A 23,677-nucleotide genomic window follows, 5' to 3' on the forward strand; every position below is an offset into this window, starting at 1 on the left:
GGCCGAGCCCCTCGAACCCGGTCACAAGACGATGCTGGCGCGCACGTCGCTTCGGGCCTCCGCCGCGGCGAACGCCGCGTTGATGTCCTCGAGCCGATACTGCGCGGCCGCCAGACGCGCGAGCGGCAGCCGGTCCTGGTGTTGTTCGAGGAAGCTCAGCGCCCGCGACAGCACCGCGGGGTCGTACAGCGACACCCCGACCATCGTCTTGTTGCCGAACACGAACCGCGACGGGTCGAACTCGAACGTCTTGCCGATGTTGATGTTGCCGATCTCGACGTAACGACCGAACTGACCCAGCATTTTCAGCCCCTCGTCGATCGCGGCGGGGTGGCCCACGACTTCGACCACCACGTCGGCACCCTGGCCGTCGGTCAGTTTCCGCACGATCTTGGTGCGGTCCTTCACCGTCGCGGCCTCGTTGATGTCGATCACCTCATCGGCGCCGAAAGCCCGTGCCAGCTCGAGCCGTTCCGGCACCCCGTCGATGGCGATGACGCGGGCCGCGCCGCGGGCCTTGGCCACCGCGACGGCGTAGAGGCCCAACGCGCCGGCGCCCTGCACCACCACGAACTCACCGAGCTGCTGATCCACCCGTTCGAGTCCGTACATCACCTGCGACAGCGCGCAATTCGCGCCGGACGCCACGTCGTCGGGGACGCTGTCGGGCACGGTGTAGACCACCGCCCCCGCGGGCAACAGGAAGTAGTCGCCGTAACCGCCGACGAAGTACGGCGGCTCGTCGGCGCGGCCCAGCATCGCCATCTTCAGGTTCGCACACGCGTTGCGCCGGCCGGCCAGGCAGTTTCGACACGTGTGGCAGGCGAAGAAGTAGGGGAACACCACGCGGGTGCCCGTCGTCAGCGGCGCGCCGTTGGAGTCCGCTGCGACGCCGTCCCCGAGCGCCTCCACCGCGCCCACCATCTCGTGGCCGAGCACCGTGGGCAACTGTCCACCCAAACCGCCGGTGGCGAACGTGCCGTGCCAGGCGTGCACGTCCGAACCGCAGATGTTGGTGCGGCTCACCTTGATCAGGATCTCGCCGGGCCCCACCTCGGGCAGGCTCACGGTCTCGATCTCGAACGGCCTTCCCGGCGCGTCGAATCGCGCGATCCGTCCAGTGAACACGGGGTTCCTCTCGGTTCAGTCGGATGTGTGCTGCTCGGCGCGAAAGCGTTCGCGCAGCACACGTTTGAGCAGTTTGCCGCTCGGGTTCTTGGGTAACGCGTCGACGAAGAACACCTGTTTGGGTGTCTTGAACCCGGCCAGATGCCGGCGGCAGTGGCCCAGCACGTCGTCCTCGGTCAGCGCGGCGCCGGCGCGGGGAACGACGGCGGCCGCCACGGCCTCGACCCAGACCGGGTGCGGCAGCCCGAACACCGCGACCTCCTCGACACCGCCGTGCCGGTACAGCACGTCCTCGACCTCGCGGCTGGCGACGTTCTCGCCGCCGGTGTTGATCATGTCCTTCTTACGGTCCACCACGTGCAGCAGACCGTGCTCGTCGTAGTAGCCGAGGTCGCCGGAATGAAACCAGCCGCCGCGGAACGCATCCGCGGTCTTGGCGGCGTCATCGAGGTAGCCGAGCATCAAATGCGGGCTGCGGTGCGCGATCTCACCCACCACACCGGTGCCCACCGGGTTGTTGTCGTCGTCGAGGATCGTCGTCTCCACGTTGACCACCGGCCGTCCGGCCGCGCCCGCGTGCGCGCCCTGTTCTTCGGGGCCCAGCGCGGAGGCCAGCGGCGCCAATTCGGTCTGGCCGTAGAAGTTCCACAGCCGCAAGCTCGGCAGCCGCTGGCGGATCTCGGCCAGAATTTCGGTCGGCATCGCGGAGGCACCGTAGTAGCCCTTACGCAGGCTGGACAGGTCCACCTCGTCGAAAACCGGTGAGCGCAGCAGCGAGATCCACACCGTCGGCGGGGCGAAGTAGTTGGTGACGCGGTGGCGCTCGATCGTGCGCAACACCAGCTCCGGATCGGGTCGCGGCAGGATGATGCTGGTGGCGCCCAGGTAGATGTCGGTGGCCAGGAAGTTGTCCAACTGCGCGCAGTGGTACAGCGGCAGCGAGTGGATCTCGATGTCGTCGCCGGACATCGAGCCGGCGATGATCGTGCTGACGTACTGCCAGATCAGGCTGCGGCTGGAGTGCATGACCCCTTTGGGCCGCGACTCGGTGCCGCTGGTGTACATCAGCCTCAGCAGCTGGTCGTCGTCGATGTGCGGTGTCGGTGCGGGCGAGGTGGTGGTCAGCCACTGCGCGAAGTCGGCCCAGCCCGGCGGCGGCGTGTGCCCTGCCGGTGTCAGCGCCGCCGTGGTCGTGACGGCACCACCTGAGCGCATCGCCTCTTCCGCGGTCGGCGTGAGCTCGGCCTCGACGATGAACCCGGTGGCGTTGCTGTGGCCGAGGATGTAGGCGATCTCCTCGGCGGTGAGCATGAAGTTGATCGGCACCAGCACCACCCCGGTGCGGGCCGTCGCGAATGCCAGCACCGCGTACTGCCAGCAGTTGCGTGACAACAGGGCCAACCGGTCGCCCGGCCGAAACCCGTTGTCGTGCAACGCAGCCGCCGCCCGGTCGACGACGTGGTCGAATTCGGCGAACGTCAGCTGCAGTTCGCCGTCGATGATCGCGATTTTGTCGGGCTGTTTACGGGCCGACCGACGCGGAATGTCGCCGAGGCTGTGGCTGCGTGCCTGTGCGATCACGGCGTCCAGATCCTGCGACCGTTGCATGAACCGCAGCGTAGGCCGGGACGGCGGGTCCCGGCCGGTTGGTGTCCCGCTCAGTAGGCATCACGATGTTCATTCGAGCGGTTCGCATCGATACTCGTCGGTGTGACGACTGATGCGCAGGCCACGACATCGCGCGTGCCCGTCGATGCGGCTGAACTTCGAGCGCACCTGCGACAGGCGGACCCCGGTGTCCTGCTGGCGGTACTGGCCCAGCTGACCGGTGATGGTGCGGTGATCGACCGGTTCGGGCCCAAGATCTCCTACGTGCCCGATCCACCCGAACGTTCCGGTGTCACCGACCCCGCCACCATGGAGGAACTGGTCAGCGCGATCGTCGACGCGTTGGACACCCCGCGGGCCCCGGATGCACGAAATGCCGACGACCCGGAGTTGTTCACCCGCCTGCTGCCCGTGGCGTTGGGCTCCGACGTCGATGACGAGTTCGTTCCGCTGCTGCTCGAACAGGGCGGCTTCGCGCTTTCGCAACCGACCCTGCCGCGCACGGTGCCGATTCCGGAGACGATGACGATGGCGATCATCGGCGCCGGGCTGGCCGGCATCATCACCGCGCTGTCCGCGGCCGACGCCGGGGTGAGCTTCCAGATCTTCGACCGCAACGACGAAGTCGGCGGGACCTGGCTGACCACCACCTATCCGGGCATCGGCGTCGACACCCCATCTGCCTACTACTCGTTGTCGCGGGAAGTGAATCCCGACTGGACGAGCTACTACCCGGAAGGTGGCGAATACCAGGCGTATCTGGTGGACCTGGCCGACAAGCATGGGCTGCGAGAGCACACCCGGTTCGGCACCCAGGTGGAGGCGTTGTGGTGGGACGAGGATCGCCTCCAGTGGCAGATTCATTCGGTCGACCGCGACGGCAACCGGGATGTGAGCTACGCGCGGGTGGTGGTGACCGCGGCCGGCTATCTGAACCGTCCGCGCTGGCCGGACGTGCCCGGCCGAGACACGTTTGCCGGCACCAGCATTCACTCGGCGCTCTGGGATTCCTCACTGGACCTGAAAGGTAAGCGGGTCGCGGTGATCGGCGCGGGCTGCACAGCGGTGCAGATCGTCGATGCGTGCGTCGACGACGTCGAGCACCTGACCGTGTTCCAGCGCCAGCCGCACTGGGTGGCCCCACGTAAGCGGCTGTCCGACGACGTGCCCGAGCACCGCCGGTTTCTGGGCCGCCACCTGCCGTACTACGCGAAATGGCACCGGCTCAAGTCCTATTGGGGTACCGCGGACAACAACTACCCGGTCATCCTGCGCGACCCGGAATGGGCCGAGAAGAACCTCTCGATATCGCCGGCCAACGACGTTCTGCTGCAGATCTGTCTGGACTACATCAACCGAACCTTCGGCGAGGGCACCGAGCTGGCCAAGAAGGTCACGCCGGACTTCGCGCCGTACGGTAAACGGATCGTGCGCGATCCCGGCGGCTACTACGCGGCGCTGACCCGCGACCACGTCGACGTGGAGGCTGCCGAACCCGCCGAGGTGAACCCGAAAGGTATTGTCACCCAGGACGGTCGGCAGATCGATCTCGACGTGATCATCTACGCCACCGGCTACCACCTGGACTTCCTGTCCACCATTGACATCCGCGGCCGCGACGGGCGCACCCTGCAACAGGAGTGGGGTGACAGCCCACGTGCATACCGCGGCGGCACGGTACCCGGTTTCCCGAACCTGTTCATCAACTCGGCGCCCAACTACAGCCCCGGTCACGGGGCGGGCGCAAACTTCTCGATGGAGGTGATGGCGCACTTCGTCATCGAGTGCCTGCAACTGATGGCGCTGCGCGGCGCCACCACCATGGAGGTCACCCGACAGGCCTACGAGCAGTATGTGGCCGACATCGACGAGGCGATGTCGCAGACCGTGTGGTGTCACACCCCGACCGCCCACACCTACTACCGTTCGGGCTCCGGACGCGTGGTGGTGGCGTCGCCGTACCGGCTGGTCGACGTGTGGCACCAGCACCGCGCCCCCGTCGAAGACCACTTCACGCTGCGATGAGCAAACGTCTTGCCGGTAGGACGGCGTTGGTCACGGGCAGCAGCCGGGGGATAGGACGCGCTGTCGCGCAACGTCTTTCAGCAGAAGGGGCGACGGTCGTGGTGACCGCACGCTCGTATCAGCTGTCGACCTCGGTGCGCCGCGCGGCTGCGACGGAACTGCCGGGCACCATCGGTGAGACGATCGAGCTCATCGAGGCCGCCGGTGGCACGGCAATCGGCATCGCCGCGGACCTGGAGGATCCGCAGCAGCGCGAAAACCTGGTCGACGAGGTGCTCGACCGCACCGGACGCATCGACATCCTGGTCAACAACGCGGGTTTCGCCGACTACGGCCTCGTCGAAGACATGACGATGGAGACGTTCGACCGCACGGTCGAGCACTACCTGCGGGCCCCGTTCGTGCTGACCCGCGCGGCGATTCCGCACATGCGGGCGCAGGGCGCGGGCTGGATCGTCAACATCGGATCGGTCACCGGGGTCGCGCCGGTGCGGCCCTACCGGGAGTACAACAAGACCTCCGGCGACGTCGTGTACGCGTCGATGAAGGCCGCGCTGCACCGGTTCACCCAGGGGGTGGCGGCCGAATTGCTCGACGCCAACATCGCGGTCAACTGCGTGGGCCCCTCGACGGCGATCCGCACCCCCGGCGCCGCATCGCTGATACCCGAGACCTTTCCGACCGAACCCGTGGAGTATCTCGCCGAGACCGTGCTCGCGATGTGTCACCTGCCGGCCGCCGAACGCACCGGGCTGGTGGCGTTCAGCCTGCACTACCCGTGGTCGCAGGAACTGCCGGTGCACAGCCTCGACGGCCGCACGGTGTTGCCGCCCCTGGAACCGCCGGCCACCGCCAACCCGAACATCCTGCCCGCCGGCATGTAGGGATTTCGGCGCGCTCACGGACCGTGACGGGTCGTTAGCGCGCCGAAATCACTCGTAATGGCAGAAGCTGTGGCAGACCCGGTCGCGCACGATGACGTCGGGGCACTCGGGATCGAACCAGCGGTCCACGTAGGCCCAGTGAATCGGGTGCATCAAATACGGCCCCATCAATCCGTCGACGTCGACGAAATGCTGTTCGAACACATGGGTCCACGGCGAGGTACCGATCGCCGACTCGACGCGGCTGAGCTGCCACGCCGTGATGGTGCGGACGTAGCACGGCATGAGCCGCAGGTCGGCCTCGAAGCGTTCGACGACGGCGTCGGATGTGCCGGGCGCGACCCGCAGCAGCAGCGTCCGGTACACGGTCGCCGGGCTGTCCGGAGCCGACGCGGTCATCGTGCCCGCATACGTCACGCCGTCGACGTGGCGGACCGCCGGATCCGCCATGACACCGTCGAATCGCGCTGCGACACTGTCCCATTCGGTGCGGTCGGCGAACCTCAGGTGCGCGAGGACGTCGCCGCCGTTGCGGGAGCCGGGCAGGGTCGCTGCGACGACGGCATGCGCGGCACCCGTTTCCGACGCCGCCGCGCGGACGTCGCGCACCAGCCGGTCCCGGTCGCTTTCGTCCGCGGTGATCAGCCGCGTCACACTAAACATCGCCCAGCCCGTCGACATCGGCTGCCGCGGCCGCGACCTCGCGGGTGCGCGCCACGACCAGCTCGGCGATGCCATCCCACCACTGTCCGAGCGACGGGTCGGGCCGGCCCTTCCACGTCATCTCCCACCACGCCTGCGGGCTGGGCAGCGTCCACGTCACCGTGACGGTGTTGGGTTGGTCCTGGAACCAGATCGGCGGGCTGAGCAGCACGCTGCGCAGCGTCATGCCGCGGTCCCGGGCCCCCGGCGCGTAGTCGGCGAGGTAGGCGTCGACGAACCGTCGCGCGCAGCCGGGCCGGGTGACGACGCGGTCGATGACGAACACCTCACCGTCGGCCATACCGCGAGGCTAGGGCGGCTGGGCAACGCACTGCGCGCACGCTCCCGGCCATCGGGACGTCACCGTTGACCGCCGCGGCCGCGGGGCGCACCGTCTTTGAGATGAGCGTTGAGACGCCGGACCCGTTCGCGCCGGTCCGACTCGGTCCAGTGACATTGCGCAACCGCGTGGTCAAGGCGGCGACGTCGGAGGGCCGCTCCCCGCACGGGTTGGTCACCGATGACCTGATCGAGTTTCACCGCTCCTACGCCGACGGCGGCGTGGGGATGACGACGGTCGCCTACTGCTGCGTGTCGCCCGAAGGGGCGAGCGCGCCGGGACAGATCGCCATGAGCGACGCCGCGCTGCCCGGCCTGCGCAGGCTCACCGGCGCCGTTCACGATGCGGGCGCGGCGATCTCGGCCCAGCTCGGTCATGCCGGTGTGGTCGCGCACAAGAAGCTCACCGGCGTGACACCGGTGGCGCCCAGCCGGTTCGTCAACCCGTCGTCGATGGCGTACTGCCGCGAGATCACCCGCGCCGAGATCGCCGAGGTCATCGACCAGTTCGGTCGCGCCGCGCAGGTCGCGGTGGACGCCGGGTTCGACGCCGTCGAACTGCATTTCGGCCATCTCTACCTGCCGAGCTCGTTTCTGAGCCCGCTGATCAACCGCCGCAGGGACGAATACGGCGGCAGCATCGACAACCGGTCGCGACTCGTGCGCGAGATCGCCGTGCGGGTGCGCGAAACGGTCGGTACGTCGATCGCCGTGATCGCCAAACTCGACATGGACGACGGCTTGCCCGGCAGCATCTGGGTGGACGAGGCGCTGCGCACCGCGCAGCTGCTCGACGCCGACAAGACTCTGGACGCCATCGAACTGACCCAGGGCTCTTCGGTTTTCAAACCGATGTATCTGTTCCGCGGCGACGTTCCGGTCAAGGAGTTCGCCGAGGTCATGCCGAAGGGTATGCGTACCGGTGTGCGGCTGGCGGGCAAGTGGGCGATGGGCCAATACCCGTATGAGGACCTGTACATGCTCGACGCCGCACGGCAATTCGTCCCGACCATGCGCCACACCAAGCTGATCCTGCTCGGCGGCATCACCAATCGCACACATCTGGAGACCGGTATGCGCGAGGGCTTCCATCTGATGGCGATGGGCCGCGCGCTGCTGCGTGAACCCGACCTCGTCAACAAGATGATCGCCGATCCCGACACCAAGAGCCGCTGCACGCACAACAACAAGTGCATGGTGACCGTCTTCGGGCGCACACACTGTGTGCTGGATCCCGAGCAGCGTTACGGAGCGCCCGCCGTTCTGCCGGCCAGGAGCGCGGACAGTTCTGCGCAGCACTCGGCGCGGGCCCGCTGAGCCAGATCCAGCATCGCCATCGTCATGAACCCGTGAATGCCGCCCTCGTAGTGGCACTGCACGGTGCGCACACCGGCCGCGACCAACGCGTCCGCGTATGCGACGCCCTCGTCGCGTAACGGATCGTGGCCGGCGATGACCACGACGGCAGGCGGCAACCCCTGCAGGTCGGCGGAAAGGGGTGAGGCGTACGGATGACCGCGATCGGCGGTTGAGGGCACGTACTGGTTCCAGTACCACTGCAGCGCCGGACGCGGATTGTAAAAGCCGTGTCCGAACATCCGATACGAGCGGGTGTCGAAGTCGGCGGCGATCATCGGATACACCAACAACTGTGCCGCGACCACGGGCCCGCCACGATCGCGCGACATCAGCGCGGTGACGGCCGCCAGGTTGCCGCCCGCGCTGTCCCCGCCGACCATCAGCCGTGCCGCGTCGACGTCGAGCACGTCGGCGTTCTGCGCCGTCCACTGCGTCACCGCGTACACGTCCTCGGCCGCCGACGGCCAGCGGTGCTCGGGAGCCAACCGGTAATCGACGGAGATCACCACGGCGCCAAGCAGGTTGGCGAACGCCCGGCACAACCCGTCATGGCTGTCGAGGTCGCAGAACACCCACCCGCCGCCGTGCGCGTACACGAGTACCGGCAGCGTTCCGGCGCCATTGAGCGGCCGGTAGATGCGCACCGGAATCGAACCATCCGGCCCAGCCACGATCTCATCGGTCACCGCGTCGACCTGTTCGGGCTCGCGCGGCGGGACGAACCGCGACTTGATGACCGCGCGGGCCTGCGCACCGGTCATGGTGTGCACGGCAGGGAAGCCGGCATCGAGTGCCTCGAGGTAACCGGCGATCTGTGGGTCCAGGCTCATGCGTACTGCAGCGTAGCCGGTTCCCGGGTCGGAACGGCGCGCAGCGGCCGGATCGGCTGCAAGGTGGGCGCCACCCGTTGGGGCCCGTCTTCGACGTTGCGCCAAATGCCCATCGCGGTCATGCGGACCGGCGCGGCCAACCGCTGATCGAACATCATCCGGCTCATCGGACCGCAAACCGACACGGCCGCAACGGCTTCCCCAGGACCGCCGATCGGTGCGGCCACACACCCGAACCCGGCCAGCGACTCCTCGCGGTCGAAGGACACGCCGCGACCGCGCACCTTGTCCAGTTCGGCGTTCAACTGGGCGGCGGTGCCGATCGAGTACCGGGTCTTGCGGTTCGTGAGGTCGACGTCGATCTGGCCGTCCTGGCCGTCCTGGCGGTACGCGAGCGCGGCCTTGCCGACCGCCGTGCAGTGCGCGGGCTGGCGCCCGCCCACGCGGGTCGGGATGGCCGCGGTCATCCGGTCGCCGATCTTCTCCAGGTACACGACGTCGGCGCCGTCGAGCACGGCCAGGTGCACGACGAGGCCCGTGGCCCGGTGCAGGTCGTGCAGCAGTGGGATCGCCGCGCGGTGCAGCCGGTCCTGGTGCACGGCCAGCGACCCGAGCTCGACGAGCCGCATGCCCAGCTCGTAATCGCGGCCGTTGCGGCGCAGCCACCGCAACTGCACCAGCCGTTCGAGCATGCGGTGCGCCGACGACCGCGGTAGGCCGGTGCGGCGCACGATCTGAGCGAGAGTCAACCGGCCGGGCCCGTCGAACGCGTCGAGGACCAGGGAGACCCGGTCGATGACGGCACTGGGGGTAGACGGTTCGACTTTCGTTGCCATGTGTCCTCCGAGACGACCAAGTGTTTCTAGTCGGTATATGACTAATAGAAATATAGCAGGGTGTGGTCGGTCTCACGGTGAATCGACGAAAGTGGCCGTGTTCACGGCCGATGGTGATGTCAGAAAGGGGTCAGGCCTTGGCGGCGGCGCGTCCGGCGCGGCGGCCGTAGAAGCTGCCGTCGCCCAGGGAGACGCCGCTGGCGTAGCCCCATGCGGCCAGCCCGGCCGTGCATCGGCCTGCGGCAAACAGCCCGGGAATCGGCGCGCCGCTGACGTGCAGCACTTCGCCTTCCAGGGTGGTGTGCAGCCCGCCCAAGGTAAAGCCGCCCGTGCTCTCGCGCAGGTCGATGGCGCCCACCGGCGAGCCGATGGGTTTGAGCCACTGCGCCTTCTTGTGCAGCAGCAGGTCCTCACCGCGCTGCGCGCCCTCGTTGTAGGCGTTCACGGTGGCCTGCAATGCGCCTGGGGCGAGACCAATTTCGTGTTCGAGTTCGGCGACGGTCTCGCACACCCACGTCGGCGGACGCAACATCAACTGCGGCGACAACGAGGCCATCGCCTCCTCCTGTGCGTCGCCGTCGATGATCAGGTAGGCGGTGTTGTCCTGGTGGTAGAGCGTGAGTTGCCCGACCCGGCCCGGATAGGTGTCCTCGGCGACGTAGCGCTGCCCGCGGGCGTTGACGAGGATGCCGCGCACCAGCTGTTGCGGATCGATGAAGATGGCCACCTCGGTGGCGTCCATGTGCGCGAGGTCCGCGCCGAGCGCCTGCGCCATCCGGATGGCCTGACCGTCGTGCTGCTCGATGGACGCGGCTGGCCTGCCCGCGATGCGCGGTGCGTACCGCGCGACCATGGCGTCGTTGTAGGCGAAGCTGCCGGTGGCGAGCACCACGCCGCGGCGGGCGCGGATCGTGACCTCGGTGCCGTACTGGCGCGCGCAGATGCCGACCACCCGACCGTCGGATTCGACGACGAGGCGCTGCACCCGTACGTCATAGAGCGCCCGCGCGCCCGCCGCGGTGGCGGTTTCGACGAGCGGCTTCATCAGCATGAAGCCCGCGCTGGCCTCGCCCTGCTTCTTGTTCGACATCTGCGGCACGTGGCCGCGCGGCGCGGGATCGGCGATCGTGTTGAACGGATAGGAGTTCTCGCCGCCGCTGTACATCAGGCCCTCGTCGCCCATCGGCTCCCAGCCCGGTTCGGCGAAGAACTCCGGCTTGAACACGACGCCGCAGTCCACGAGCCAGTCGAAGTGGGCGACGCTGCCCGTGCAGTAGTCGGCGATGCGGTTCTCGTCGGCGCCGGGGCCCATCGCGACGTTGAGAAACGCCGCCATGTTCTCGACGGAATCGGTGAAACCACAGGCCTTTTGGATTGCAGTGCCGCCGCCGAGGTAGATGAACCCGCCGGCCATCGACGCCGCGCCGCCCCACGAACCGGTGCGTTCGAGCACCAGCACGTCAGCGCCCGCCCGGCAGGCCTCCACCGCCGCGGCGGCGCCGGCCACGCCGTATCCGGCGACGACGACGTCGGCTTCGTGGTCCCAGGTGGTGACCGACGCGGCGGGAACGGCGGTGACGTCGACGTCGGGTGTCACGGTCGCATCGCGGCCGGCAGGTCGCTGACCCACTCGTGACCCCAGTAGCTGTCGGCCGTGATCTCCTCTGCGGTGTAGTAGGTTTCGTCGACCCGCATACCGTCGGTGCCGAACTCGATGTCCCAGTCGCCGGGGGCGCGGACGTAAAACGACACCATCTTGTCGTTGGTGTGTCTGCCCAGCGTCGAGGACAGCTGGAAGCCGTCCTTGTTCACCCGGTCCAGTGCCTGCCCGACGGTGTCGAGGCTGTCGACCTCCACCATCAGGTGGATCAACCCGGGGTCGCGCAGCGTCATCGCGGGACAGATCGCCAGGCTGTGGTGGCGCTCGTTGATCCCGAGGAACCGCACCCGCAGCGGGCCGAATTCCGGTGGCGTCGGCACCCGGAAGGCGCCGCGGGACTTGAAACCCAGTACCTCCGTGTAGAACTCGAAGAGGCCCGGCACATCCAGCGCCGGAAGCACCACGTGGCCCAGCCCCTGGTCACCGGTGACGAATTTGGCGCCGAACGGCGTGACGACGGGGCTGTGATCGAGCACCGCACCGTGGAACACCTCTGTCGACGTGCCCGCTGGGTCGTCGAACGCGAGCACTTCCTCCACGCGGCGCGCGTCGGCCTCCTGAAGCGACAACTCCTTCACCGCGATGCCGGCGTCGGTCAGCGTAGCCTTCACTCGCTCGAGCGCGGCGTGATCGCGTACCTCCCAACCCACCGTGACGATCTTGTCGACGTCGCCGGGCACCACGATGATGCGCGCGGCGCGCTCGTCCATGCGCAGATACAGTGCGTCCGGGTCGGGTCCGGAGCCCTCGGCGAAGCCGAGCACGCCGAACGCGAAGTGGCGCCAGCGCTGCATATCGGTGGCTTGAACCTTGACGTAGCCAAGGCTTTTCAGATCGCTCATCGGGTGGCCCTTCTAGATCATCGCCCGCAGCGGACCCTGCGGATCCACGCCCAACGAACTCAGCGCGGAGGCGTGATAGACGGTGCCCGGCACGTGGATGGCATGGGACATACCCGCGTGCGCGTCGCGCCAATACCGTTGCAGTGGTTTGTCCATGCGCAGCGCGTTACCGCCCGAGCGGGTGAAGATCTGGTCAACCGCCATGACGGCGCGCCACACCGCGCGGATTTGCGTGCGGCGCCCTGCGGCCCGGTCGGCGAAGGACACCTCGTTGCCTGCGTCGACGATGTCGTAGATGCGGTCGACGTTGGCCAGGATCTCCTGGCGCGCGGCGTTGATGTCAGCGGCCGCCTCGCCGACGGCGTACAGCACATACGGATCGTCTTTGATCGCGGTGCCGGCGGCGCTGACGCGCTCACGCTGATAGTCCAGATGCGCGGCCAGCGCACCCTCGCATATTCCGATCGTGGCAGAACTGATCCCGAGCGGGAACATCGTCGACCACGGCATCTTGTAGAGGGTCTTGGTCATGCCGGCCTCGATCTGAGCGGTGCCGTCCATCACCTTCATGGCGTCCATCGTGCGGTACTCCGGCACGAACGCGTCGCGGACGATGACGTCCTTGGATCCGGTGCCGCGCAGGCCGACCACATCCCAGGAGTCAGGCACGATCTCGTAGTCGCTGCGCGGCAGGATCATGTGCAGCATCTGCGGCGGCATCAGCGGCTTGCCGTCCTGGTCGCCGAGCATGGCGCCGAGGATGATCCAGTCGCACGCGTCGGTGCCGGAGGAGAACTGCCAGCGGCCGGTGAAGAGGTAGCCGCCGTCCACCGGCTTGGCCACGCCTTGGGGCGCATACGGTGAGGCGATCCAGGTGTCGGGGTCCTCGCCCCACACCTCGTCGGCTACCCGGGGATCGGCGTAGGCGAACTGATAGGGGTGCACGCCGACCACGCCGTTGATCCAGCCGGCCGACGGGTCCAGCGCAGCGGTGGCCATCACCGACTCGGCGAACTCGCGGGGGTGAACCTCGTATCCGCCGTGCGACTCGGGCTGCAGCAGCCGGATCGAGCCGATGGCCTTCATGCTCTTGACCGTGGCGTCGGGCAGCTGGCCGATCTTCTCGGCCTCGACGGCCTGCTCCTTGAACTGGTCGGCCAGTTCCATCAGCCGGTCGAGTACGCGCTCGCTCATCTTCAAAAGTCCTATCTGTGGGTGGACTGTTTTATGGTCTACCGCAGTCGGCGGTCGTTCGGGCGGCAATCCCGTTCAGCGGACTGGATTCAGTGGCTCGACCGTCCGGTGACCGGGAAGTCGACCGTGCAGCGGCGGTGCGACCGGCCTACCGTGGCGCCGTGAGTAGCTCCGCGGATCAGCAGCGTTCGGTGGTCGACGTGGATGCCGTCGTGGTCGGTGCGGGATTCGCCGGCCTCTACGCACTGCACAAGCTGCGCGGCCAGGGGTTGTCGGTGCGGGTGTTTGAAGCAGCGCCCGAAGTCGGCGGCACCTGGTACTACAACCGCTACCCCGGGGCGCGCTGCGACGTGGAGAGCGTCGACTACTGCTACTCGTTCTCCAGCGAGCTCGAGCAGGAATGGGACTGGTCGGAGAAGTACGCCACCCAGGCCGAGATCCTGCGCTATCTGAACTGGGTCGCCGACAGGCTGCAACTGCGCGACGGCATCACTTTCAACACCCGGGTCACCGCGGCGGTGCTTGACGAAGAGGCCATCCGGTGGACGGTGACCACCGACCGCGGCGACGTCGTCAGCGCGCGGTTCTGCATCATGGCCACCGGTCCGCTGTCGGCGGCGCTGACGCCGGACTTCCCGGGCCTGGACGGCTTCGCGGGGGAGCTGTACCACACCGCGCACTGGCCGCACGAGACCGTCGACTTCACGGGTAAACGCGTCGCGGTGATCGGCACCGGATCCTCAGGGATCCAGTCCATTCCGGTGATCGCCGAACAGGCCGAGCGGCTGTACGTCTTCCAGCGCACGCCCAACTACAGCGTGCCGTCGGGGAACCGGCCGCTCTCCGATGACGAGCGGGCTCAGATCAAGGCGACGTACGCCGAGCGACGCAGGCTGTCGTGGCGCAGCGGCGGCGGGTCACCGCACATCGCCCACCCCAAGCTCACGATGGAGGCCACTGCCGAGGAGCGCCGGGAGGCGTTCGAAAAGCGTTGGCAGTTGGGCGGAGTGCTGTTCTCCAAGACCTTCAGCGATCAGATGATCGATATGGCGGCCAACGAAGAGGCCCGCAAGTTCTACGAGGAGAAAGTGCGGGCGGTCATCGACGACCCCGAGGTCGCAGACCTGCTCATCCCCGACGACCATCCGATCGGCACCAAACGGATCTGCACCGACACCAACTACTTTCAGACCTTCAACAAGCCACACGTGACCCTGGTCAGCGTGCGTAAGACACCGATCGAGTCCGTCGACGCCGCCGGTATCAACACCTCCGATGCCCACTACGACGTGGACGCCATCGTGCTGGCCACCGGCTTCGACGCGATGACGGGCGCGCTGGCCAAGATCGACATCGTGGGCCGCGGCGGGCAGAAGCTGCGCGACGACTGGGTCGACGGGCCACGAACATATCTGGGCCTCGGCGTCGACGGCTTCCCCAACCTGTTCCTGGTGTCCGGACCCGGCGCACCCGCGGTGCTGGCCAATATGGTGCTGCATGCCGAAGCCCACGTGAACTGGATCGCCGATGCGATCGGCTATCTCGACGAGCACGGGTACGCCGCGATGGAAGCCATGCCGGATGCGGTGGACACCTGGATCGCCGAATGCAACCGACGCGCCGAAGCCACCTTGTTCCCCAAAGCGAACTCCTGGTACATGGGCGCCAACGTGCCCGGAAAACCGCGCGGGTTCATGTTGTTCATCGGCGGCTTCGGGGTGTACCTCGACATCTGCAACGAGGTCGCCAACGCCGGATACAAGGGTTTTCAACTCATCTCGGCGCCGTAAATCAGTTCATCGTGATGACAACCTTGTCGGCCTTGCCCGGCGTGGCGACACACTGCAGCGCCTCGGCCAGATCGCTGAAATCGAAAGTGTGGCTGATGATCACGCGGTACTTCTCCCAGTTCGCGATGATGTCCTCGGTGACCTCGAAGATCTCACTCGGATAACCCATGGACCCGATGATCGTCAGCTCATTGCTCATCACGTTCATCAGGTCCAGGTTGACGGGCTCGTTGTGAACGGCGACGACGCCGAGCTTGGCGCCGCGTTTCGCGGCGCTCATCGCCGAGTCGATGACCGCAGGCACACCGGCGGCGTCCAGAAAGACGTCTGTGCCTGCCCTGTCCGGCCACATCGAGTCCCCGGGCCCGTGCAGCTCGATCAACCGCGCCGTCAAATCTTCGTCGGCGGAATTGATGACGGCGTCGGCGCCAACCTTGAGCGCTTTGTCCAGCCGGGACGGCAGGATGTCGGCGACGACCACATTGGCGAGGCCTCGCGCTTTCAACGCCAGGGTGATCCCCAGACCGATCGGTCCCGCCCCGAAGACCAGCACCTTGTCACTATGTCGAGGCGCCACCTGGTTGACCGCATGACGCGCCACCGCCATCGGTTCGTTGAGCGCCGCCACCTCGTACGGGACGTGAGCGGGCACGACCTCGACGCTCTTGCCGCGCACGGCGTTTCTGATGAGCAGGTACTCGGCCAGCGCCCCGGTCGAGCCGCCGTTGCCGATGATGTCGTCGGCCAGGGCCATCGGGTTGACGACGACCCGGTCACCGACCGCGATGCCGCTCACCTCGGCGCCGACCTCCACCACCTCACCAGCCGGTTCGTGGCCGATCGGCATTCTGCCTTGCCGCGGCGGCAGCCCACCGAGAGAAATGTAGAGGGTGTCCGAGCCGCAGATGCCGCACGCCCGGATCCGCACCACCACGTCGCGCGGACCGGCATGCGGTGTGGGCACTTCCTGGATCTCGGTGGTCTGCGGAGCGGTGATGAACGCTGCTCTCACAACAGTTTTCCTTCTGATCGATGTGGTCGGTGTCGTCAAAAAATGCTGTAGCCGCCGTCGACGACAATCGCCGACCCGGTGCTGTACGACGCGTTGCCGCTGCACAGATAAACAATCGGGCCGGCGATCTCCGTCGGTTCGGCGAACCTGCCCAGCGGAATGTGGTCGACCTGTTCCTGTTTGATCTCGGGTACGTGATCCATCGGTGCGGTCATGCGGGTGGTGACGACCCCGGGCACGACGGCGTTGATCCGGATACCGTCTGCGGCCCACCGCATCGCGAGGTTGCGGGTCATCGCGAGTACCCCCGCCTTTCCCGATCCGTATCCCGGAACCACTGCGACAGCACGGATCGCGGCCATCGACGCGAGCATCACCACGCTCGCGCCGCCGGGAGCCTTCGACGCCTTCAGCGCGCCGTGCAGCCTTTCGGTCAACCGGTACGGCGCCAGCAGGTTGACGTCCACCGACGCGGCGAACCCCTCCGGAGTCGATTCGTCGAGGCCCCCCGGAAAGTTGCCCCCGGCGTTGTTGATCAAGATGTCCAACTCCGGAAACGATGCGGCCAGCGCGTCGATCCCGGTCGTATCGGTCAGCGCCAACTGGCGATACTTCAGCCCCGCCAGGTCGACGTCGTAGTCCCGCGGTCCTGCCCTGGTGCCGGTGATCGTCACGTGCGCACCGCTGTCGCGCAGCAGGGTCGCGGTGGCATGGCCGATGCCGCTGGTGCCCCCGGTGATCAACGCTGTCGCGCCGGTGAAATCAAACGATATGCGGTTGTTCATGACAGGTCCTCAATCTTTTTGCGTAGCCACGCCGCTTCCCAGAAATTCGAGCTGTCTCGCAGCAACACGTCGTGTGCGGTGACCAACAACTGTTTGGCGTCGGTGTTGTCGGGGTCGGCGCGGTGCACGATCTCGCCGAGCTGGATGGCACGCAGGGGTTCCCCAGACTGAAGGAGCGAGCGCGCCCGGTCCAGAACCGGTCCTGCGCCTGCGAGTTCGAGCAAGTCCGCTTCGGCCAGGTCCGGGCTCTGGGCGTAGAGTTCGGCGGTCGATCGATGGTGGAACCATCCCGCGTAGTTCTCCCAGATGGCGCGGACGTTCCACCGTACGGCTCCGTAGCCCTGGCCGACCTCGAGTTCCGGCGGCAACTGGACCTCACGCATGAGCGTGTGAACATCCTTGCCGGCGTTCATCCCTTGCACTGTCCGGTCGTGAAGGTAGGTCACCGCGTCGCGCAGGCGGGTCAGTTCCCACGCGATGCGCTCTTTTCCGAGGATCGGGCCGAAGTGCCCCGTCAGCAACGTCTCGGCGCCGAGCGCGCGGACTCGATCGATCGACTCCACCACGGTCAGCGCGTCCCGATAGCGGTCGCCTCGGACGGTGACCAGGTTCGGAATGTGTCCGAACAGTGCCCCGAACACATTGCCGCACAGGCAGACCTCTTCGTCGGGTAACCACACCACCAGGCTGTCGGTCGTTTCACCCCCGGGGGTGGAGATGAGCTGCAGAGTGCGGCCACCGAGCTCGATGATCAGTTCGTCGTCGAACACGACCGTGGGGTTCGGCACGCTCTGCGGCGGCGGAGGCCCGAACCGTTCGGTCGTGCTTTCGATCGTGGCGAGCACCTTGTCGAGCCATGCGAACGCAGAGTTGCGGGCCCGAAACGCGGACAGCCGCTCGTTATCGTGCCGCCACGTCTGCCAGTTCGCCTGCGCGACGATCTCGGTGTCGGGGTCGGCGACCGTGTCGATACCCCCGACATGGTCGACGTGTCCCTGCGTGAGAATTACGTAGCGGATCGGTGCGGTGCTGATGGCGTCATAGTTGGCGCGGTGAACCGGTCCCTCGAAACCCATCCCCGTGTTCACCACGATCCGGCCCTCATCGGTAGTCAGCAGATACGAGTTCGACAACCCAGGAGAGAGCCAGATGCCGGGGCTGACCTGTTCGGCAGGCGCACCCGCGCCGACGATCTCGTCGGCCCCGGGTCGGCTCAGGTACACGGGCTCATAGGGCGTCACGCTTCCTCCCGCACGTCGAAACGGTCGAAGTAGAAACCGAACCGCGAACGAACCTCGCTCGGGGACCGCCCAAAATGGCCCTGCAGGTCATAGCGAAGCCGGCCGTGCTTGCCTCGCGGGTTGTCGTCGAGGTAGCCGCGGAACGCCGCCCGCGCCTGTGGGCTCAACGGTGTGCCGTTGTAGCCGTATAACGTTTCCAGGATCGCCATCTCGTTTCCGTTGAGCTGATGAAAGGAAATGTCCAGACTGTGCTCGGGGCCGACGAGTTCCCGGTCGCGCACACAGGACCGCAGCAGCCGCTCGACTCGGTCGATCCAGTACTCCACCAGCGTTTCCGGGTCGATAGCTTTGCGCCGGACGCGGTCGCCGTAGGCCAGCATCGTGACGGCCGATTGGATGACCGCCACCGGATCTCGGTGGGTGAAGGCGACGGTGGCGTCGGGAAAGGTGCGCATCAGCGGGCCGAGTTGTTCGCAGTGCTGCGGGGACTTGAGCACCCACCGCCGCGGCCCCCTCAGAAACGTCAGCGCCTTGAGAACCGTGCGTAGATAGGCGTAGTGCTCGTCCTGGTTCAAGCCGAGGTAGAAGTCGCGCCACTGTGGAACCCGGCCATGCCACTCCAACACGTAGCTCGCGAAGTCGAGATCGAGAAGCTCGACCTCCTCCTCAATCGCCTGCGGAAACCGGTCATGCATCGCCTGCAGCAGTGGGGTCATCGTCTTCGACGATTCGTGCTCGGCGGCGCTTCGCGCGAACCTGGGGTCGACGCCGTCGACGCCGGGGCCTTCGCCGCGCAGTGCAAACGGCTCCTGGCTCTCCCAGTACGGGAGAGCCCGCCGCCGGGCATCCGAGGCGATGAGGTTCACCAGATGTGTTGTGCCCGAACGGGGAAGCCCGACCACGATGATCGGTCTGTCGATCTCGATGTCGTGGATCTCGGGATAACGGTGCAGCAGATCGGTCAACAACAGGCGCTGTGACAGCAGTCGGACGATCCGATTATGGAGGATGAGGCGGTTGAGGTTGGTGTTTCCGGTGTCGGCTTCGACGGCCGCGGCGTACGCGTCGAGCCGCGGCCGGAAATCGCCACTCCCGAAATTCTCCAGCCCGGTTTTCTCGATCGCCTCGGCAATCAACGTCGCCGGCTCCAGGTCGATTGACACACCTTCCAACTGGTCGAGGATCCCTCGCTGCACAGGGTCGAGCCTCGGGCAGGTCAAATCATCGATGTCCAGTACGCCGTCAGGCATCCGGTCCTCCAGGCCGTTACGCGTGTGCCGAATATTCGATATAGGCTCCGAATATATGAACGACAAGCTAGAGCCGTCTCGGGAACGGCGTCAAGATCCTTCGCCGCCGACCCGGCGCGTTGTTTCGATCGTGGAGTTCCTCGCACAGGCCGGATCAGAACCCGTGACCTTGGCCGAAATCTGCCACGACCTGCGCATCAGCCGCTCCACCGCGCACGCCATCCTGGCCACGCTCTGCGTGTGCGGTTGGGTTGTCCGCGACCCGCTCAGCGGGAGGTATGCACTCGGCAGTGGCATGCCCAGGCCCAACCCGGGGAGCGTGCCGGTTTCGCGATCGCTGCGTGAACCGTTGGGTCGACTGTGCTCGGCGATCGGCATGCCAGCCTGTATCTCCGAAGTCAGGGACGCCTCCATCGCGGTCATCGAATCGATCGCTCCGGGTTCCGGACGCCCCCACGTGCAGGCTGGGCAACGGTTGCCTTTCGTTGCGCCGTTCGGGCGCGAATTCGTCGCATGGGCACCAGCGGCGGCGCGTCAACAGTGGTTGGACGCTGCGGGCCCGGTGAACGACGTCTACCGAGCGCGGATGCCGAAGGTTCTCAACGAAATCCAGCACCGCGGCTACGGCATCGAGCGGCTCACCGACCCCCTTCTCAAGGTGTATGCGGCGCTCTTGGCCCTAGAAGATGGTGATGTGGCCGGCCCCGTGGCGATGCGGTTGGCCGGCGCCGTCGCAGATCTGACCATTGTCGACTTCCTGTCCAGTGAACTGCGTCAGATCGAGCAGGTTTCACTCGCGACCATCTCCGCCCCGATATTCGACGAGCACGGGGAGGTCGTGATGTCGGTGTCGGCGCAGGTATACAAGCACCTGACTCTCGAACAGGTGCGCGACGTCGGCGAGCAGATCCTCCATTTCGCCGGTGATGCGAGTTCGTTGATTGCACAACATGTCTAGAAGACGATCAGGCATCGCCTCAGCGCCGGACCGGACCAAAACGTTGATGACCGATGATCGGCTGGCGGGCCGAACTGCTTTCCCGCCTAGTGGACGTGCATCGGTCCTCCGGCGTTAGGCGGAACCTATCGTTCGCGTTACAGCCCACGGCGCAACGTCATTTGGCTCCTGTGGGCGTCAACGAAGGGCCCCGACATGACCGGATCACGAGTTCTCTACGACCCGTCTACACCCGAATTCCAGACCGAACTCTGGGAGGTCTATCGCACCATGCGAGACGATCACCCGGTGTATTGCGACCCGGGCGGTCAGTTCTACGCACTGACCCGGTTCGCCGACGTCTGGACCGCCGCCGCTGACCATGAGACCTTCTCCAGCCACGTCGCGGAGGCCAATGAGCTGCTGCCGCAGCTCATCTACATCGATCCACCGCGGCACGCGGCGCTGCGTAAGTTGGTATCCCGGGCATTCACTGCGCGGCGAGTGGCCGCGATGGAGGATGAGATCAGGAAGTCCATCAGGCAGCTGCTCGATGAGATTGCCGTCGGCAGCACCTGTGAGTTCCAGCACGACTACGCTTCGGTGATCCCCAGCGTCGTGGTGGGCGGCATGATCGGCCTCGATGAGCAGTACCTCGCGCCGATGCGCACTTGGACCGAGGCGTTCATAGGTCTGGCCGATAGCGGCGAACCGTTGGAAGCCGCGATGAACATCTACGCCATGTTCGCCGAGCTGCTCGAAGAGCGCCGCCGCAGCCCACGCGACGATCTCATGACCGCGCTCCTGAGCGCCGAGATTGATGGGGAGCGACTCACTGATCAAGAGCTGCTTGGTTTCTGCCTGCTCTTGGTCCTGGGTGGAAACGACACGACGGCCAACTTGATCGGTTCGGGCACCGTGCTTCTGCTGAGTCATCCCGACCAGCTTGACCTTGTCCGCAGGGACCCGTCGCTCTGGCCGACGGCGATCGAGGAAATGCTCCGCATCGAGGCACCCACTCAGGCGTTGCCCCGAACGGCCACTCGAGACGTCCAATTGCACGGCGTCCGAATCCCCGCCGGATCACGCGTGATGCTGGTGTGGGGCGCAGCCAATCACGATGACCGTGAGTTCGTCGAACCCGAGCGCTTCGATGTGACTCGTCGCGCGCAACGCCACGCCTCCTTCGGACACGGCGTGCACTTCTGCATGGGATCGGGGTTGGCCCGGCTGGAGGCCCGTCTAGCGTTCGCCGAGTGGTTCCAGCGCTTTCCCGACTGTTCCCTCGCCGGTGAGCCCGAACGAATAACGTCCATCTGGGCCCGTGCATACAACTCGATTCCGCTTCGGTTGGGTTGATCGGTCCTCGACCGACTGCCCCGCGCTCACCGTCGCGTTAAAAACGCCAGCACGGCGCTTTCGAACGCCTCTTTGGCCTCGATCATGGCCCAGTGCCCGCAGTTGGGAAACACATGCAGCTCCGCGTTGGGGATGGTGCGCATCGGAATCAACGCCATATCAAGGGGACTCACGCGGTCATCCCGACCCCAGGTCAACAGCGTCGGGGCCGACACCTTGTGCATCAACGCCCAGGGCATCGGTAGGTCGGCGGCCTTCATCATCGCCATCATCTGGGCAAAGGCCTTCTTGCCGTACATGCGACGCGCCGCTTCGAGCGTGTCCGGATCGGTCGCCAGCTGCCAGCGTTCCTCGATGAGCTGCTCGGTGACAAGCGACTGGTCGTAGACCATCGAGTTGAGCCAGTCGACGAGGCGTTGGCGCGTCGGGTCCTCGGTGAACTCCTGCAGAAGCCGGATGCCCTCGCTGGGGCCGGGGCTGAAGATGTTGGTTCCTATGCCGCCGATCGTGACCAGTCTGCCGATGCGGTCCGGATTGTGAATCGCGAAGTTGATTCCGACGCCGCCGCCCATCGAGTTGCCGACGATGTCGACGCGCTCCACATTCAGCGCGTCGAGGAACGGGACGACCGCGCCCTGAGCGGTGATCATCGGGTGCCCGCCGAAGTCGTCGCTGACCCCGAAGCCGGGGAACTCCAGGATCAAACACCGGAAGTGCTCGGCGAACGCGGGCAGCACGCCGTGGAAGTTGCGCCACCCGGTCACGCCTGGCCCGGAGCCGTGCAGGAACAGTAACACCGGGCCGGTTCCGGCGTCGTAGTAGCGCAACGCCCCTGAGGGCGTCTGGATCTCACGCAGATCAGTCACACGCCAAGCCTGCCACGCGTACCCGGGTGCGTCCGAGGAATGTTCCGCTGACCGGTTCTCCCGATAAGCGGGACGGTCAGTGTGAGGCGCCGCGGTTCAATGCGAACCTTTGCGATCGGGAGACCATCGCAACACGTCGCCCGACCACGCAGTCCCGAGGAGCGCCGATGTCCGTGCCAGACGTCCTCGGCGATGGTGTCGTGGCGTCGTCGAAAGGTGCTCGGGGTCCGGAGCGGTGGGCGGTTGGGTTGCCGCGGGTGCGTGATTTGTCGGGGCCGATGGCGGCTGTGGGTGGGTTGTTTGCGATGTCGGCTGATGCGGTGCGGTTTGTGTTTCGGCGGCCGTTTCAGTGGCGGGAGTTTTTGGAGCAGTGTTGGTTTATTGCGCGGGTGGCGTTGGCGCCGACGTTGTTGGTGGCGATTCCGTTCACGGTGTTGATTAGTTTCACGCTCAATATTTTGTTGCGGGAGTTGGGTGCGGCGGATTTGTCGGGCGCGGGTGCTGCGTTTGGTGCGGTGACGCAGGTGGGTCCGATTGTGACGGTGTTGATTGTGGCGGGGGCGGGGTCGACGGCGATTTGTGCGGATCTGGGGTCGCGCACGATTCGTGAGGAGATCGATGCGATGGAGGTGTTGGGGATTGATCCGGTGCAGCGGTTGGTGACGCCGCGGATGTTGGCATCGGGGTTGGTGGCGTTGTTGCTCAATAGTTTTGTGGTGGTCATCGGGATTGTGGGTGGCTATATGTTTTCGGTGTTTATTCAGGATGTGAATCCGGGGGCGTTCGCGGCCGGGATCACGTTGTTGACTGGGGTGCCGGAGGTGATCATCAGCTGTGTGAAGGCGGCGTTGTTCGGGGTGATCGCGGGGTTGGTGGCGTGTTATCGGGGGTTGTCGATTACCGGGGGTGGGGCCAAGGCGGTGGGTAATGCGGTCAACGAGACGGTGGTGTATGCGTTTATGGCGTTGTTTGTGATCAATGTGGTGGTGACCGCGATCGGTATCCGGATGACGACGGGTTAGCGGGTCAG

The 23,677-nt window shown here is 66.3% G+C and carries 20 protein-coding genes and 1 pseudogene; 7 read left to right on the plus strand and 14 right to left on the minus strand.

Annotation, left to right across the window (positions count from 1 at the left end):
• Positions 1-21: 21 nt before the first annotated feature.
• Positions 22-1,128 carry a zinc-binding dehydrogenase gene (locus tag ABQE93_RS16845; RefSeq protein WP_448408795.1) on the minus strand — a complete coding sequence of 369 codons (1,107 nt, stop codon included), beginning with the start codon at positions 1,126-1,128 and terminating at the stop codon, positions 22-24.
• A gap of 15 nt (positions 1,129-1,143) precedes the next feature.
• Complete coding sequence (locus tag ABQE93_RS16850) at positions 1,144-2,736, minus strand: acyl-CoA synthetase (RefSeq protein WP_448408793.1); 1,593 nt, start codon at positions 2,734-2,736, stop codon at positions 1,144-1,146.
• A gap of 102 nt (positions 2,737-2,838) precedes the next feature.
• Here ABQE93_RS16850 and ABQE93_RS16855 point away from each other — a divergent pair, with 102 nt between their 5' ends.
• Positions 2,839-4,761, plus strand: a complete 1,923-nt coding sequence (locus ABQE93_RS16855; protein WP_448408792.1) for a flavin-containing monooxygenase — start codon at positions 2,839-2,841, stop codon at positions 4,759-4,761.
• Positions 4,758-5,645 carry an SDR family NAD(P)-dependent oxidoreductase gene (locus tag ABQE93_RS16860; RefSeq protein ID WP_448408790.1) on the plus strand — a complete coding sequence of 296 codons (888 nt, stop codon included), beginning with the start codon at positions 4,758-4,760 and terminating at the stop codon, positions 5,643-5,645. The genes ABQE93_RS16855 and ABQE93_RS16860 overlap by 4 nt, the downstream gene beginning before the upstream one ends.
• Positions 5,646-5,693: 48 nt before the next feature.
• On the opposite strand, the gene ABQE93_RS16865 is transcribed toward ABQE93_RS16860, so the two are convergent.
• Both ABQE93_RS16865 and ABQE93_RS16870 read right to left on the minus strand, forming a co-directional pair.
• On the minus strand, positions 5,694-6,308 hold the full coding sequence (locus tag ABQE93_RS16865) for a Dabb family protein (protein ID WP_448408789.1): 615 nt from the start codon (positions 6,306-6,308) through the stop codon (positions 5,694-5,696).
• Positions 6,301-6,648 carry a hypothetical protein gene (locus ABQE93_RS16870; protein ID WP_448408788.1) on the minus strand — a complete coding sequence of 116 codons (348 nt, stop codon included), beginning with the start codon at positions 6,646-6,648 and terminating at the stop codon, positions 6,301-6,303. The genes ABQE93_RS16865 and ABQE93_RS16870 overlap by 8 nt, the downstream gene beginning before the upstream one ends.
• 101 nt (positions 6,649-6,749) lie before the next feature.
• Between ABQE93_RS16870 and ABQE93_RS16875 the strand changes: the two genes are divergently transcribed.
• Positions 6,750-8,003 carry an NADH:flavin oxidoreductase gene (locus tag ABQE93_RS16875; RefSeq protein ID WP_448408787.1) on the plus strand — a complete coding sequence of 418 codons (1,254 nt, stop codon included), beginning with the start codon at positions 6,750-6,752 and terminating at the stop codon, positions 8,001-8,003.
• Here ABQE93_RS16875 and ABQE93_RS16880 read toward each other — a convergent pair.
• From ABQE93_RS16880 to ABQE93_RS16900, 5 genes and pseudogenes are all read right to left on the minus strand, one after another.
• Positions 7,931-8,875 carry a LipP1 family hormone-sensitive lipase gene (locus ABQE93_RS16880; protein ID WP_448408785.1) on the minus strand — a complete coding sequence of 315 codons (945 nt, stop codon included), beginning with the start codon at positions 8,873-8,875 and terminating at the stop codon, positions 7,931-7,933. The two genes, ABQE93_RS16875 and ABQE93_RS16880, sit on opposite strands and share 73 nt — an antisense overlap.
• A 167-nt stretch (positions 8,876-9,042) precedes the next feature.
• Positions 9,043-9,711: pseudogene (locus ABQE93_RS16885) on the minus strand (IclR family transcriptional regulator); the annotation flags it as partial.
• A gap of 130 nt (positions 9,712-9,841) precedes the next feature.
• Positions 9,842-11,308: an FAD-dependent oxidoreductase gene (locus tag ABQE93_RS16890; protein ID WP_448409129.1), complete on the minus strand. Its 1,467-nt coding sequence runs from the start codon at positions 11,306-11,308 to the stop codon at positions 9,842-9,844.
• A complete protein-coding gene (bphC, locus tag ABQE93_RS16895; protein WP_448408782.1) occupies positions 11,305-12,213 on the minus strand; it encodes a biphenyl-2,3-diol 1,2-dioxygenase in 909 nt (302 codons plus the stop codon). The genes ABQE93_RS16890 and bphC overlap by 4 nt, the downstream gene beginning before the upstream one ends.
• Before the next feature lie 12 nt (positions 12,214-12,225).
• Positions 12,226-13,407, minus strand: a complete 1,182-nt coding sequence (locus ABQE93_RS16900) for an acyl-CoA dehydrogenase family protein (RefSeq protein ID WP_448408781.1) — start codon at positions 13,405-13,407, stop codon at positions 12,226-12,228.
• Positions 13,408-13,568: 161 nt separating this feature from the next.
• Here ABQE93_RS16900 and ABQE93_RS16905 point away from each other — a divergent pair, with 161 nt between their 5' ends.
• Entirely contained in the window at positions 13,569-15,197 is a 1,629-nt protein-coding gene (locus ABQE93_RS16905; RefSeq protein WP_448408780.1) for a flavin-containing monooxygenase, read from the plus strand.
• Position 15,198: 1 nt separating this feature from the next.
• On the opposite strand, the gene ABQE93_RS16910 is transcribed toward ABQE93_RS16905, so the two are convergent.
• Genes ABQE93_RS16910 through ABQE93_RS16925 form a run of 4 tightly spaced genes read right to left on the minus strand, consistent with a single transcriptional unit; the run spans position 15,199 to position 19,485 of the window.
• Positions 15,199-16,209 (minus strand): zinc-dependent alcohol dehydrogenase, encoded by a 1,011-nt coding sequence (locus ABQE93_RS16910; protein WP_448408778.1) that lies wholly within the window; start codon positions 16,207-16,209, stop codon positions 15,199-15,201.
• Positions 16,210-16,244: 35 nt separating this feature from the next.
• Positions 16,245-16,994 carry an SDR family NAD(P)-dependent oxidoreductase gene (locus tag ABQE93_RS16915; protein WP_448408776.1) on the minus strand — a complete coding sequence of 250 codons (750 nt, stop codon included), beginning with the start codon at positions 16,992-16,994 and terminating at the stop codon, positions 16,245-16,247.
• Positions 16,991-18,235 carry an alkyl sulfatase dimerization domain-containing protein gene (locus ABQE93_RS16920; RefSeq protein WP_448408775.1) on the minus strand — a complete coding sequence of 415 codons (1,245 nt, stop codon included), beginning with the start codon at positions 18,233-18,235 and terminating at the stop codon, positions 16,991-16,993. The genes ABQE93_RS16915 and ABQE93_RS16920 overlap by 4 nt, the downstream gene beginning before the upstream one ends.
• Positions 18,232-19,485 (minus strand): sulfotransferase family protein, encoded by a 1,254-nt coding sequence (locus ABQE93_RS16925; RefSeq protein WP_448408774.1) that lies wholly within the window; start codon positions 19,483-19,485, stop codon positions 18,232-18,234. The genes ABQE93_RS16920 and ABQE93_RS16925 overlap by 4 nt, the downstream gene beginning before the upstream one ends.
• Between ABQE93_RS16925 and ABQE93_RS16930 the strand changes: the two genes are divergently transcribed.
• Together ABQE93_RS16930 and ABQE93_RS16935 are read left to right on the plus strand one after the other, a co-directional pair.
• The gene (locus tag ABQE93_RS16930; protein ID WP_448408773.1) at positions 19,463-20,443 is read left to right on the plus strand and encodes a helix-turn-helix domain-containing protein; all 981 of its coding nucleotides are present in this window, start codon (positions 19,463-19,465) and stop codon (positions 20,441-20,443) included. The two genes, ABQE93_RS16925 and ABQE93_RS16930, sit on opposite strands and share 23 nt — an antisense overlap.
• Before the next feature lie 270 nt (positions 20,444-20,713).
• The gene (locus ABQE93_RS16935; protein ID WP_448412421.1) at positions 20,714-21,781 is read left to right on the plus strand and encodes a cytochrome P450; all 1,068 of its coding nucleotides are present in this window, start codon (positions 20,714-20,716) and stop codon (positions 21,779-21,781) included.
• Between the two features lie 26 nt (positions 21,782-21,807).
• On the opposite strand, the gene ABQE93_RS16940 is transcribed toward ABQE93_RS16935, so the two are convergent.
• Positions 21,808-22,647 carry an alpha/beta fold hydrolase gene (locus tag ABQE93_RS16940; RefSeq protein WP_448408771.1) on the minus strand — a complete coding sequence of 280 codons (840 nt, stop codon included), beginning with the start codon at positions 22,645-22,647 and terminating at the stop codon, positions 21,808-21,810.
• Positions 22,648-22,925: 278 nt separating this feature from the next.
• Here ABQE93_RS16940 and ABQE93_RS16945 point away from each other — a divergent pair, with 278 nt between their 5' ends.
• On the plus strand, positions 22,926-23,669 hold the full coding sequence (locus ABQE93_RS16945) for an MlaE family ABC transporter permease (protein ID WP_448409127.1): 744 nt from the start codon (positions 22,926-22,928) through the stop codon (positions 23,667-23,669).
• Positions 23,670-23,677: the final 8 nt, after the last annotated feature.

It is taken from the genome of Mycolicibacterium sp. XJ662, from assembly GCF_053484035.1.